Origin of the sequence: Pseudomonas sp. DR48, from assembly GCF_019823085.1 — a bacterium.
Classification (GTDB): domain Bacteria; phylum Pseudomonadota; class Gammaproteobacteria; order Pseudomonadales; family Pseudomonadaceae; genus Aquipseudomonas.
Genome location: NZ_CP081946.1, coordinates 2,490,773 through 2,504,426, shown reverse-complemented (window position 1 = coordinate 2,504,426; position 13,654 = coordinate 2,490,773). Strand labels below are relative to the sequence as shown.

The following is a 13,654-nucleotide window of genomic DNA, read 5'->3' as shown; positions in this document are numbered from 1 at the left end:
CTCCAGCGCCAAAGCGTCGATCTACGCGTTAAATCGTAGATCGAGCGCTCTAGCACGCTTAATTGAGGTTTTCGACGAGCAGCGCATCTACCCTCTGGAAGCCACGTGGCAGTTTGTTGCCTCGACGGCCACGCTCACCTTTGTAGTGTTCGAGGTCGTCAGCTTTCAGTGACAAGGTACGTTTTCCGGCCTGCAACACCAGCGTGGCGCCCTCCGGCAGTACGGCGATGTCCGTGACATATTCTTCGCGACTGGCCACACGCTCACCATTGATTCCGATGATCTTGTTGCCTTTGCCTTTTCCTAATTGTGGCAGATCGCTGATCTTGAAGATCAGCAGGCGACCTTCGGTGGTCACCGAGGCCAGCCAATTATTCTCGCGGTCCGTTACCGGACGCGGAAGAATGACCTTCGAATTGTTCGGCAGGCTCAACAGCGCCTTGCCCGCCTTGTTCTTGGCTTGCAGGTCTTCACCTTTGACCACGAAACCGTACCCGGCGTCGGAGGCGATCACGTACAGCGAATCGTCTTCCGGCATCAGCACGCATTCGAAGCTTGCCCCTGGCGGTGGTGTCAGACGGCCGGTCAGGGGCTCGCCCTGGCCCCGTGCCGATGGCAACGTGTGGGCGGCCACCGAATAGCTGCGACCGGTGGAGTCGATAAACACCGCAAACTGGTTCGAGCGTCCCGGCGCCAAGGCCTTGAAGCCATCGCCAGCCTTATAGGAAAGCCCGGTGGCGTCGATTTCATGGCCCTTGGCCGAACGCACCCAGCCTTTTTCCGACAGCACGACAGTCACTTTCTCGTTCGGCAGCAGATCGTGCTCGGTCAGGGCCTTGGCCTCGGCACGCTCGACGATCGGCGAACGACGGTCGTCGCCGTAGGTTTCGGCGTCCTTGATCAGTTCGGTGCGTACCAGTTTTTTCAGCTTGGCTTCACTGCTCAGCAAGGCTTGCAGCTTGGCCTGCTCTTTGAGCAGTTCATCTTGCTCGGCACGCAGCTTCATTTCTTCCAGTCGCGCCAATTGACGCAAACGGGTGTCCAGAATGTAGTCGGCCTGGATTTCGCTCAGGGCGAAACGCTCGATCAGCGCGGCTTTGGGGTGTTCCTCGGTACGGATGATGTGGATCACTTCATCCAGGTTGAGGTAGGCGATCAACAAACCGTCCAACAGGTGCAGGCGACGCTCGACCTTGTCCAGGCGGAATTGCAGGCGACGGCGCACGGTCTGGACGCGGAACGCCAGCCATTCCACCAGCAGCGCACGCAGGTTTTTCAACTGCGGCTTGCCGTCCAGGCCGATGATGTTGATGTTGACCCGATAGCTCGACTCCAACTCGGTGCTGGCGAACAGGTGTTGCATCAATGCATCGTGGTCGAAGTTCTTGCGCGCGCCCGGGATAATCACGATCCGGCATGGGTTCTCGTGGTCGGACTCGTCTCGCAGGTCGGCGATCTGCGGAGCCTTGGACGGCTTGGCCTGCATCATGGCCGCGATCTGTTCCAGCACCTTGGCGCCGGAGACTTGATGCGGCAGCGCGGTGACGATGATGTCGCCGTCTTCGATGTGGTACACGGCGCGCATGCGCACCGAGCCCTTGCCGGTTTCGTACATTTTCAGCAGATCGGCGCGGGGCGTGATGATTTCCGCTTCGGTCGGGTAATCCGGCCCCTGGATGTGCTCGCAGAGCTGTTCGACCGTGGCTTTGGGCTCATCAAGCAAACGCACGCATGCCGTCGCCACCTCGCGCAGGTTATGCGGCGGCACGTCGGTGGCCATGCCCACGGCAATGCCGGTGGTGCCGTTGAGCAGGATGTTCGGCAAACGTGCCGGCAACACCAGAGGCTCGTCGAGCGTACCGTCGAAGTTCGGCCCCCAGTCCGCGGTGCCCTGGCCCAGTTCACTGAGCAGCACTTCGGAATAACGTGACAGCCGCGCTTCGGTGTAACGCATGGCGGCGAAGGACTTGGGATCATCCGGCGCACCCCAGTTGCCCTGACCGTCGACCAGCGTGTAGCGATAGCTGAACGGCTGGGCCATCAGGACCATGGCTTCGTAGCAGGCCGAGTCGCCGTGCGGGTGGAATTTACCGAGCACGTCACCGACGGTACGCGCCGATTTCTTGTGCTTGGAATCGGCGTCCAGCCCCAACTCGCTCATCGCGTAGATGATGCGTCGCTGTACCGGTTTCAGGCCGTCGCCGATATGCGGCAAGGCACGGTCCATGATCACGTACATGGAGTAGTTGAGGTAGGCATTTTCGGTGAAGTCAGCCAGTGACCGGCGTTCTACACCGTCCAGGCTGAGATCAAGGGAGTCGCTCATGCGGGCCTCATCAGTTCGTTGTCTGGCGCAGCAGCATGGTGCCACCGCGCTGGGTAAATTCAAGTTTGTTCAGCGCGCTCATTCCGAGCAGCACTTGATTGCCATCCAGGCCTGGCACGACGATGGCGCGCACATCACGCAACACAATATCGCCCAGTTGCAGCCGGTCGACGCGGGTTCGATACCCCTCCGTGCGACCGTTGGCCGTACTCAGGGTGACCCCGAAGCCTTGTTCCAGCTTCAGCCTTTCGGCCATTTCTGCCGGGATCGCCACATCGGTCGCCCCGGTATCGAGCATGAAATTCACCGCCTGGCCGTTGATCTGGCCGCTGGCGACGAAATGCCCCTGTGTGTTACTGGCCAGCTTCACCTCGATAAAACCTTCGCCCTGCTGCGAGGTGACGACGACATAGGGGTTCTGCTGACGCGCCTCCCACTGCCCGAAAAACCGCGTCGCCAAAAACAGTGCAGCGCACCAGGCCAACACCATAAAAACGCGACCGGCACGTTTTCCTGGCGTCTGTTGGCTCAAAGCTGGGCGCTCCAGCCACCTTCAGGCGCTGCGAAGCGCCAGACAACCGGGCGGACCTCGCCATCGGCGCGGGGGCCAAAGTTGTTGTCGACGCCAATCCAGGCACCGTCGGCGTCGATGATCAATGCCTCTTCCAGACCGTAGTTCTGCGAATACCGTCGGTTTTCCTGCAACAACTCGGCGGCATACGACCAGCAGCGCTCGACCTTGGCAGTCTGTGGATCGCGACGACAGATCTGATAGGCGTTGCGATCAAGGGTAAACAGCTTGCCCTCGAACAATGACAGGTCGGAAAAATCCCGGTTGACCGCTCTGGCCTTGGGAAATTGCGGCGGTTGCATTTCCATGCCTGCTTCGCTCAATAGCACACAACGCCCGTCGCAATCCCAGACAGTCTGTTTGCGCTTGATCAGCAGCAAACCGCGGCTTTGGCGCTCTGCGGCGAGCCACATTTGGTCGCCTGCCGGATTGATCGCCAGACCTTCGAATATTGCATTGAATTGCAGCAACATGCCGCTGGCCCGAGCCTCGCGAACCATCATGGGCGAAATTTTCAGCCAGTTTGCCGGCCCCGTTAGCGGTACTTGCAGGACCGCCGCATGGCCTTCGCTGACGATGTAACGATTGCCCGCGCTGTCGCAGGTGATCCCTTCGAAATCCAGATCCCCGCCCCGCACGAAAGAGGCCGCCCAGGTCCGCGCCCGCAACCCCCAGGGCAAACCGGTGTCCGGCACCGGAGGTACGTCGATATGCACGGTTTCGGCTTGCCAGATGTTGGCCGTCGTGTCGAGACGGTAGATCTGATCATCGTCGCGATCGGAAACCGTCCACAGGTCCTTGCCGCACTGGGCCAGCCCCGACAGATTGCCGCCGCGCATGCCATCGACGGCATGTTCGGACAACACGCGCAGCTCCGGCGCCGGTTCGGCAGAGACCGTCAACGAGGTCAGCAGCAACCCACACGCCAGGACTAAGCCAAGCCGCATCAACCAAGAACCTCGGCCAGGTTGCCTTTGGATTCCAACCAGGATTTGCGATCCCCGGCGCGTTTCTTCGCCAACAGCATGTCCATCATTTCCGAGGTCGCGGCAAAATCGTCCAGCGTCAGCTGTACCAGTCGCCGAGTGTTCGGGTCCATGGTGGTTTCGCGCAACTGCGGCGGGTTCATTTCACCCAGGCCTTTGAATCGGGTGACCTGCGGCTTGCCGCGTTTCTTCTCGGCCACCAGGCGATCGAGAATGCCATCGCGCTCGGCTTCGTCCAGGGCGTAGTAAATCTCTTTGCCCAGGTCGATGCGGTACAGCGGCGGCATCGCGACGTAGACGTGACCGGCATCCACCAGCGGGCGGAAATGCTGGACGAACAAGGCGCAAAGCAACGTGGCGATGTGCAAGCCGTCGGAGTCGGCGTCGGCGAGGATGCAGATCTTGCCGTAGCGCAGCTGGCTCATGTCCGCCGCGCCAGGATCGACTCCGATGGCCACGGCGATGTTGTGCACTTCCTGGCTGGCCAGCACTTCGCTGCCGTCGACTTCCCAGGTGTTGAGGATCTTGCCGCGCAACGGCAGGATCGCTTGAAACTCTTTGTCGCGCGCCTGCTTGGCCGAACCACCGGCGGAGTCACCTTCCACCAGGAACAGCTCGGAACGCATCGGGTCCTGCCCGGCGCAGTCGGCGAGTTTGCCCGGCAGCGCCGGACCTGCGGTGATGCGCTTACGCTCAACCTTTTTGCTGGCCTTCAGACGACGGCCAGCGTTGTTGATGGCCAGTTCCGCCAGCAGCATGCCGGTTTCCGGGTTGGCGTTGAGCCACAGGCTGAAGGCGTCCTTGACCACACCGGAGACGAAAGCCGCCGCTTCACGGGACGACAGACGCTCTTTGGTCTGGCCGGAGAATTGCGGCTCTTGCATCTTCATCGACAGGACGAAGGCGATGCGCTCCCAGACGTCTTCCGGCGCCAGCTTCACGCCGCGCGGCAGCAGGCTGCGAAATTCGCAGAACTCACGCATGGCATCGAGCAAACCCTGACGCAAACCGTTGACGTGCGTACCGCCCTGCGCCGTCGGGATCAGGTTGACGTAGCTTTCCTGAACGCTGTCGCCACCTTCCGGCAACCACAACAAGGCCCAATCGACCGCTTCTTTATTGCCGGCCAGGCTGCCGCAGAACGGCTCGTCCGGCAGACGCTCGAATTCGCTGACGGCATCGACGAGGTAAGAACGCAGGCCGTCTTCGTAATGCCATTCGACTTTTTCGCCGGTGGCCTTGTCTTCAAAACTGACCAGCAGCCCCGGGCACAGAACGGCCTTGGCCTTGAGCACGTGCTTGAGGCGACTGATGGAGAATTTCGGTGAATCGAAGTATTTCGGGTCCGGCGCGAAGAACACGCTGGTGCCGGTGTTGCGCTTGCCAACGGTGCCGATCACTTCCAGCTCGGTTTTCTTGTAACCGTCGGCGAAGGTCATCTGGTATTCATTGCCGTCACGCTTTACGCGCACCCGGACTTCGGTCGACAAGGCGTTGACCACCGAAATACCCACCCCGTGCAGACCGCCGGAGAACTGGTAGTTCTTGTTGGAAAACTTGCCGCCCGCATGAAGCTTGGTGAGGATCAGCTCGACGCCTGACACACCCTCTTCCGGGTGAATGTCCACCGGCATGCCACGCCCGTCATCGCTGACTTCCAGAGAGTGATCGGCATGCAGGATGACCTGCACCGACGTCGCATGCCCGGCCAAGGCTTCGTCGACGCTGTTGTCGATGACTTCCTGGGCAAGGTGGTTCGGCCGACTGGTGTCGGTGTACATGCCGGGGCGTTTGCGCACCGGGTCGAGGCCCGAGAGGACTTCGATGGCGTCTGCGTTATAGGAGCTAGCGCTGGGAGTGGCCATGGGGTCTCGTCGTCCGTCTTCTGTAAATATGTTCAAGGAAAAAGAGGTGAAGGCTCACAGTGCTGTGAAATCAATCGCCTGATACAAATCTGCGCCGATGCCGGCAAAACTGAGCATTGCCGGTAACTGCGCGGCAAAACCCTGAAAACCGTGATCGCCACCGGCCTGAATGCGCAAGGCACAGGCTCGGTAATACTGCTGGGCAAGGCGATAGTCCAGCGTTTCGTCGCCGGTCTGCAACCACACCTGAAACCGCTGCGGATCCTGGGGCGCCGGCACTTCCAACTCAGCCAGCGCCGTTACATGGTCGTGGGTCAATTCCCAGGCTTCATCGGTATACAGGTTTTTCTGCGTCCCCAGGAACCCGTCAAACATCCGGTGCGGACTGACCGCAGGGTTGATCAACAGAGCCTTCAAACCATGGCGTTCAGCCAAGTGAGTCGCATAGTAGCCGCCGAGTGAGCTGCCGACCAGCAGCGGCCGCCCCAGCTCCTCAATCGCCCTCTCCAACTGACCGATGGCCTCGCGGGGATGATGATGCAAGGCCGGGACACGCAACTGATCACTCAGACCCAGACGATCCATCACCTGCATCAACTGAGTGGCCTTTTTAGAGGCTGGCGCGCTGTTGAAACCGTGGATATAAAGGATCGAACCGGACATTTGAGCTCCCTGTGCGTCGGTAAAAAGGCGCAGTTTACAGGGAGTCAGGAGAATCGGGGACATCCGCAAAAAATGGGGTGCCAGCGAGGACGCCATCGTCGGAACGCCGCCCGGAGCAGACCAGCTCCCACAATTGAATTTTGTACAGCTGCGAGAGATTGGTCGGCTGGTAGGCCGCCTTCGCTGGCAAGCCAGCTCCCACAGGGTTTGGTGTACACCTGCAGGAGACTGGTCGGCTGTCAGGCCGTCATCGCTGGCAGGCCAGCTCCCACAGGGTTTGGTGTACATCTGCAGGAGATTGGTCGGCTGTCAGGCCGTCATCGCTGGCAGGCCAGCTCCCACAGGTTTTTGTGTACACCTGCGAGAGATTGGTCGGCTGTCAGGCCGCCATCGCCGGCAGGCCAGCTCCCACAATTGAATTTTGTACACCTGCGAGAGATTGGTCGGCTGTCAGGCCGCCATCGCCGGCAGGCCAGCTCCCACAGTAAATCGAGGTGTACCCCCGCTCTTCACCACTCAACAGGCCGAGCGGTAGCTCGCCTGCAGCTTTTGATCTTGATCTACCCGCCCCTTCGGCAGGCTGAGTGGAGGCGTTCATCTGGGGGGTGGGCGCGTAGCGCCGTTCGACGAAGTCGAACACATCGAGAGGAGGTCGTCGCGAAGCAGACCGAAGGCGATGCCCCCAGATGAATGCCGGAACGAAGGAACACCGAGCCTAAGCGAGGGGCCGGACGCCGGGGCGAGCCTTTTTTTTGCTTACTTTTTTTGAGGCGTTTGTCAAAAAAAGTGAGTCGCCGTCAGGGCGAAACCCTAAGCCGCCGTTACCGCAGCAACGGATATGTACCCGGTCACCCCACAACATGGTCGGCCCAAAGGCCGCCAAGACCAAAACCAAAACCAAAACCAAAACCAAAACCAAAACCGTCAATACCCGTTAGAACCGTAATCAATCCGGAAGGCAAACCCGGAAACCCGCTCAACGCCAGTCTCAACCCGCCCATCAGGCAAAAGCCGCAACCACCGATACCCCGGCGCCTCATCACTGACACTGAAATCATCACTCCCCGGCTCAAACTGAATGCACGTAGAAGGCGAAGCAATCAACCGAACACCATTACGCTCAAGATCAACCTCCTGATGCACATGCCCCCACAAAACCGCACGCACCTGCGGAAAACGATCAAGCACCGCAAACAGCGCATCAGGATTACGCAACCCGATCGGCTCCATCCAGGCACACCCGATCGACACCGGATGATGATGAAAACACACCAGATGATGCCGCTCCGGCGCCTCACTCAATGAACGGACCAACAACTGCAACTGCTCATCCTGCAAAAACCCCGGCACCGACCCCGGCACCGCCGAATCCAGCAACGTGACCCGCCAATTGCCGACATCCACCACCGACTCCAGCAAAGCGCTTTGTACCGCCGCCTCGGCCATGATCCGCGGCTCATCGTGATTGCCGGGAATCCAGCGCGCCGGCGCATCAAGCGGCCGCGTCAAATCGCGAAACAGCTGATAGGACTCCAGCGTCCCGTCCTGAGACAAATCCCCACTGGCAATGATCAGATCGATCCGTGGCTGCTGAAGCCGCACCAACTCGATGACTTTTTGCAGACTGTCGCGCGTGTTCATGCCCATCAGCGTCCCGTTCGCGTCGGCAAACAGATGACTGTCAGAGAGTTGCACCAATAACGCCGAATCGGCGGTGGTCAATGTGGATACGCTCGGCAAGGCGTTCTCCCAAGGCTGAATCACGGGATGGATGAATGCCGCAATTATGCTGGGGGACGATCAAAAGAGGAAACCTGTGAACCGGACACAGTTCACAACTCACGTTAACGGACGACTTCGTACTCATGCCCCAACGCCAGGCAATGGCTCAGCCATTCGCCCAGAAACATATTCAGTTGAGCCTTCTCGTCAGGCTGATGCATCGAGGCATTCGGATAAGGATAGATGCCACGAAAGCGTCGCGCATGTTCGGCGCTGACCACTTCAGCCATGCATGCGTCGTGATAGACCTGGACTTCCAGTTGCGGCACTGGCAGCCATGGCAGGCTATGTTCCTGCCGGACCTGCAGCGTCGTGGTGTACGGACAGACTTGAAGCACCTCGAGGGCCAGCACGCCGAGCATCTGGTCACCGTTAGTCACGGCAATGCGCCGCGCCGCCGGCTCGTTGCGCATGTCCGGCAGCAGTCGCATCAGACGCGCGTAGTTGGCCTCGCAAGAGGCTTGCAGCCCTACAAGGTCAACCCGGTAGCGATCGCGCAGCTTGTTTACGACCATAGCCCCCTCACTTCAACGCGGTTCAAAGCCAGCCATTGCAAAGCAATGATACAAGGCGCGTTGGCAATTCTTCCGTCGCGTACGGCTTGCAAGGCATCTTCGAATGCCCAGACCGTGACGCGGATATCTTCCGCTTCTTCCTCCAGCCCATACAGGCCGCCGACGCCGGTGCTGTCACAACGCCCCAGGTACAAATGCACAAACTCGTTGCTGCCGCCCGGCGATGGAAAATATTTGATCATCGGCCAGAGCGCCCCGAACACAAGCCCAGCTTCCTCCTGCGCTTCGCGGTGAGCAACTTCTTCCGGCACTTCATCCTTGTCGATCAGACCGGCGACCAGTTCGATCAGCCATGGATTGTCGGTCTTGCCCATGGCGCCTACACGAAACTGCTCGATCAGCACCACTTCATCACGCCGCGGATCGTACGGCAGCACGCACACTGCATCATGGCGAACAAACACTTCACGATTGATCTCACGACTCATGCCACCGGCAAACAATTCGTGGCGCAAGTGCACACGATCGAGTTTGTAGAAGCCCTCGTAGCACTTTTCACGCCGAACGATATCTACGGCGGTCGGAATGGCGTTGGCAAAATCAGTCATGACTATCCTCGTTTACTGCAGTCCGTTACGAGGCTCCTTTGGTGACTTGCAACCTCGACTTCGCGCCATCCTAACGCGCTCGCACCGTTTGATGCAGCCCCTTTCCAGTCAGCGAGATAGACGGTGAGGGCGAAACCAACTCTAATTAGCTTAGTGGCGAACTGACCGCTTCGTTGAGAGTCGAAGCGGATAACTTTTCGCCTTTCCCTGTTTTGTGAAGGACGCCCATGTCGTTTTTTAAAATCGCCTCCGTGGCCGCAATCGCCCTGACCCTGGGTGCCTGCCAGAGTTTGTTCCAGCCCAATTACCGGACGCCGCTGGAGACCACCCGCGATGCCTCGGAAACATTGAAGCCGGGTTGCTCCACTCCTGATTGCCCGCTGGTGAACATCGACACCGTGCACTTTCCGGCCGAGCCACAACTGGATGGCCTGGTGGAAAAAAACCTGTTGCTATTGACCCGCACCCCGGAGGCCCCGGCAGCGCCGACCCTGGCCGCGTATCGCGATCAGTTCCTGCGCACCGCCGCACCGCACTCCAGCAGCTACTTGCAAGCCAAGGTACGTGAGCAGCATGACGGCTTGGTGATTGTCGAATTTTCCAGTTACCTGGACACCGGCAACGCGCAGGGCACGCCGGGGCGCAGCTTCATCAACTATTCGCGCCAGCAGCATAAAGTGCTGACGCTGTCGGATATGTTGCTGCCGGGACAGGAAGAGGCGTTCTGGAAAGCCGCGCAAGTGGCGCACAACAGCTGGCTGATCAGCACCAAACTCGATCAGGAGCCGGAGTTCCTGAAGAGCTGGCATTTCCAGAAAACCCAGAACGTTGCGCTGACCTACGGCGGGGTGATCCTCAAGTACGAAGTGAGCACCATCGCGCCTTACGCGCTGGGCCACATCGAGCTGAAGATCCCTTACCCGCGCCTGAACGGCATTCTCAAGCCTGAGCTGTTTCCCGGCCGTAACTGAAGGCCCGACCCAGCACGAACTGAAGCAACCCTGCCAGAATCAACGACGGCAGGGTTGCGCCGATGTCCGGATACAGATTTGCCAACAAGTGATAAGTGCTCACCCCGCCCAACCAGGCGAGCAACGCCGGCCAGCGCAATGCCGCTGACGCCACTTGAGCACTGCGTTTGCGCAAGATGAAGTGATCCACCAGCACCACGCCGAACAGCGGCGCAAACACCGAACCGATCAACAGCAAAAAGTTCTGGTACTGGGCCAACGGCGCCAGGCACGCAATCAGTGTGCAGATCACGCCAATCGCCAAGGCCAGGTGCTCGACCTTCAAGCGCAACAGAATCCCGCTGGACACCGCCGCCGAGTGAATATCGGCAAAGGCATTTTCCGACTCATCCAGCAGAATCAGCAGCAGCGGAATCCCCAGACCTGCACCGGCCAGTGCCAGCAACAAGGCATTCACTTCACCACTCGGCGCGAACGCCAGGGTGTACGCCACGCCCAGGCTCATCAGCCAGAAGTTACCGATAAAGAAACCCAGCGCCGTACCGCCGAACACGTTTTTCGCACGCTTGCCGAAACGTGAGTAGTCGGCAATCAGCGGCAACCACGACAGCGGCATCGCGATCGCGATGTCGAAACCGACCGCGAATGGCATCGAACCGTCACCGGCCTGCGCCCACAAGGCGGCCAGATCGGCTTTGGCAAACAGGTTCCAGGTCAGCCAGATGCACGCCGCCAGCAACAGCCAGATGCCCCACTTGCGCAGGATCTGCCGCACGAATGTCAACGGCCCGCTGACTGCCAGCAAGGTCGCGAGTGCGCCGAAGAACAAGGTCCAGAGCAGCGGATTCGACAGCAGGCTGCCTTCGCTGAATGCACGGGCGCCGAGCAGGCTGGCCGCGTCGCGCATGACGATGATTTCGAACGAGCCCCAACCGATCAGTTGCAGCAGGTTCAGCACGGCCGGCAGGCTGGCGCCGCGTTTGCCGAGGCTGAGTTTGAGCGCGGCCATCGAGGACAGGCCGGTGTCGCTGCCGATCACACCGACGGCGGCCAGCAGCAGAACGCCGACCAAGGTGCCGAGGAAGATCGCCAGCAACGAGCCGGACAGGCCCAGACCTGGCGCGAGCAAAGCGCCGGTTTGCAGCACCATCAAACCGATGCCGAGGGAGAACCACAGGGAAAACAGATCGCGACCGCCAAACACGCGCCTATCGGCGGGTACGGCTGTGTCAGGGGAGTAGGTGTTCAAGTCAGATATCTCAAGGGAACCATGGGTTACAAGCTTCAAGCGGCAAGCCTCAAGAAAAAAGCAGATCCAGCCTTTGCTTCTAACTTGCAGCTTGCCGCTTAAACTTGCCGCTTAAACTTTCTTATAAAGCTGACTGCCTTCCTGCTTGAACCGCTCGGCCTGTTCCGCCAATCCCTGGGCGACTTCGGCATCGACGGTTTCGATCCGTTGGTTGGCCGCGTATTCGCGGACTTCCTGGGTGATTTTCATCGAGCAGAATTTCGGTCCGCACATGGAGCAGAAATGCGCGACCTTGGCCGAATCCTTCGGCAGGGTTTCATCGTGATACGAGCGTGCAGTGTCCGGATCGAGGCCCAGGTTGAACTGGTCTTCCCAACGGAATTCAAACCGCGCCTTGCTCAAGGCATTGTCGCGGATCTGCGCGCCCGGATGCCCTTTGGCCAGATCGGCGGCATGTGCGGCAATCTTGTAGGTGATGATCCCGGTCTTCACGTCATCCTTGTTCGGCAGGCCCAAGTGCTCCTTCGGCGTGACGTAGCAGAGCATCGCGCAACCGAACCAGCCGATCATCGCCGCGCCAATGCCCGACGTGATGTGGTCGTAACCCGGCGCAATGTCGGTTGTCAGCGGGCCGAGGGTGTAGAACGGCGCCTCGTCGCAGCACTCGAGCTGTTTGTCCATGTTCTCTTTGATCAACTGCATCGGCACGTGACCCGGGCCTTCGATCATGCACTGCACGTCGTGCTTCCAGGCGATCTTGGTCAGCTCGCCGAGGGTTTCCAGCTCACCGAATTGTGCGGCGTCGTTGGCGTCGGCAATCGAACCCGGACGCAGGCCATCGCCCAGCGAGAAGCTGACGTCGTAGGCCTTCATGATTTCGCAGATGTCTTCGAAATGGGTGTAGAGGAAGTTTTCCTTGTGATGCGCCAGGCACCACTTGGCCATGATCGAACCGCCACGGGAGACGATACCGGTCACGCGTTTGGCGGTCAGCGGCACGTAGCGCAGCAGTACGCCGGCGTGGATGGTGAAGTAGTCGACGCCCTGCTCGGCCTGTTCGATCAGGGTGTCGCGGAACAGCTCCCAGGTCAGGTCTTCGGCCGCACCGCCGACTTTTTCCAGGGCCTGGTAAATCGGCACTGTGCCGATTGGCACTGGCGAGTTACGGATGATCCACTCGCGGGTTTCGTGAATGTGCTTGCCGGTGGACAGGTCCATGACCGTGTCCGAACCCCAGCGAATGCCCCAGGTCAGTTTCGCCACTTCTTCTTCGATGGACGAGCCCAAGGCGCTGTTGCCGATGTTGCCGTTGATCTTCACCAGGAAGTTACGGCCGATGATCATCGGTTCCAGTTCGGTGTGGTTGATGTTGGCCGGAATGATCGCGCGACCGCGGGCGATCTCGTCGCGGACGAATTCGGGGGTGATGATTTTCGGCACGCTGGCACCGAAGCTGTGGCCGGCGTGTTGCTGGTCCAGCAGACCGGCGGCGCGGGCGACTTCCAGCTTCATGTTTTCGCGGATGGCGACGTATTCCATCTCGGCGGTGATGATGCCTTTGCGCGCGTAGTGCATCTGGCTGACGTTGGCCCCGGCCTTGGCGCGGCGCGGGTTGTTCACGTGGGCGAAACGCAGCTTGGTCAGCTCGGCATCGGCCAGGCGCTCCTGACCGAAGTTGGAGCTCAGGCCGGGCAGGCGCTCGGTGTCGCCGCGGGATTCGATCCATGGCGAGCGCACATCGCCCAGGCCTTTGCGCACGTCGATGATGACGTTGGGATCGGTGTACGGGCCCGAGGTGTCGTACACCACTACCGGCGCATTGACCTCGCCGCCGAAGTCGGTCGGGGTCACATCGAGGCTGATTTCGCGCATCGGCACGAGGATGTCCGGACGGGAGCCCTGAACGTAGATTTTTTGCGAGCGGGTAAACGGCTGAACCGACTGTTGATCGACTTGGGCCGAGTCACTCAGGTTCGTATGGTCTTTTAGTTTTATCGTCATCACGGGCTCTCCGAACACATCCAGGCAGTGGATTTTTGTCGGAGCGAACCTGTAAACGAATGGACGCACGTGCGCTGGGAAAACCAGCTGTGCTGTGCTCAGTGCTCGAGGGGTGTT

11 protein-coding genes are annotated in these 13,654 nt (G+C 59.9%); 1 reads left to right on the top strand and 10 read right to left on the bottom strand.

Features of this window, described 5'->3' with window-relative positions:
* Window positions 1–58: 58 nt before the first annotated feature.
* From parC to K5K95_RS11330, 8 genes are all read right to left on the bottom strand, one after another.
* On the bottom strand, window positions 59–2,326 hold the full coding sequence (gene parC, locus K5K95_RS11370; protein ID WP_222589520.1) for a DNA topoisomerase IV subunit A: 2,268 nt from the start codon (window positions 2,324–2,326) through the stop codon (window positions 59–61).
* A gap of 10 nt (window positions 2,327–2,336) precedes the next feature.
* Window positions 2,337–2,858 carry a TIGR02281 family clan AA aspartic protease gene (locus K5K95_RS11365; RefSeq protein WP_222589519.1) on the bottom strand — a complete coding sequence of 174 codons (522 nt, stop codon included), beginning with the start codon at window positions 2,856–2,858 and terminating at the stop codon, window positions 2,337–2,339.
* Window positions 2,855–3,844: an esterase-like activity of phytase family protein gene (locus tag K5K95_RS11360; protein WP_222589518.1), complete on the bottom strand. Its 990-nt coding sequence runs from the start codon at window positions 3,842–3,844 to the stop codon at window positions 2,855–2,857. Before K5K95_RS11360 ends, K5K95_RS11365 begins: the two co-directional genes overlap by 4 nt.
* The gene (parE, locus tag K5K95_RS11355; protein ID WP_222589517.1) at window positions 3,844–5,748 is read right to left on the bottom strand and encodes a DNA topoisomerase IV subunit B; all 1,905 of its coding nucleotides are present in this window, start codon (window positions 5,746–5,748) and stop codon (window positions 3,844–3,846) included. The genes K5K95_RS11360 and parE overlap by 1 nt, the downstream gene beginning before the upstream one ends.
* A gap of 54 nt (window positions 5,749–5,802) precedes the next feature.
* Window positions 5,803–6,411: a YqiA/YcfP family alpha/beta fold hydrolase gene (locus K5K95_RS11350; protein ID WP_222589516.1), complete on the bottom strand. Its 609-nt coding sequence runs from the start codon at window positions 6,409–6,411 to the stop codon at window positions 5,803–5,805.
* Window positions 6,412–7,335: 924 nt separating this feature from the next.
* Window positions 7,336–8,151 (bottom strand): 3',5'-cyclic-AMP phosphodiesterase, encoded by an 816-nt coding sequence (gene cpdA, locus K5K95_RS11340; RefSeq protein ID WP_222589515.1) that lies wholly within the window; start codon window positions 8,149–8,151, stop codon window positions 7,336–7,338.
* Window positions 8,152–8,255: 104 nt separating this feature from the next.
* Complete coding sequence (locus tag K5K95_RS11335; protein WP_090176324.1) at window positions 8,256–8,708, bottom strand: DUF1249 domain-containing protein; 453 nt, start codon at window positions 8,706–8,708, stop codon at window positions 8,256–8,258.
* Window positions 8,699–9,316, bottom strand: a complete 618-nt coding sequence (locus tag K5K95_RS11330) for an NUDIX domain-containing protein (RefSeq protein ID WP_222589514.1) — start codon at window positions 9,314–9,316, stop codon at window positions 8,699–8,701. The genes K5K95_RS11335 and K5K95_RS11330 overlap by 10 nt, the downstream gene beginning before the upstream one ends.
* 227 nt (window positions 9,317–9,543) lie before the next feature.
* On the opposite strand from K5K95_RS11330, the gene K5K95_RS11325 reads away from it, so the two are divergent.
* Window positions 9,544–10,287: an RsiV family protein gene (locus tag K5K95_RS11325; protein ID WP_222589513.1), complete on the top strand. Its 744-nt coding sequence runs from the start codon at window positions 9,544–9,546 to the stop codon at window positions 10,285–10,287.
* Here the strand turns inward: K5K95_RS11325 and cytX are convergent.
* Together cytX and thiC are read right to left on the bottom strand one after the other, a co-directional pair.
* Window positions 10,256–11,536, bottom strand: coding sequence for a putative hydroxymethylpyrimidine transporter CytX (gene cytX, locus K5K95_RS11320; RefSeq protein WP_222589512.1), 1,281 nt, complete (start codon window positions 11,534–11,536; stop codon window positions 10,256–10,258). The genes K5K95_RS11325 and cytX overlap by 32 nt on opposite strands.
* A 111-nt stretch (window positions 11,537–11,647) precedes the next feature.
* Window positions 11,648–13,537, bottom strand: coding sequence for a phosphomethylpyrimidine synthase ThiC (gene thiC, locus K5K95_RS11315; protein WP_222589511.1), 1,890 nt, complete (start codon window positions 13,535–13,537; stop codon window positions 11,648–11,650).
* Window positions 13,538–13,654 lie beyond the last annotated feature (117 nt).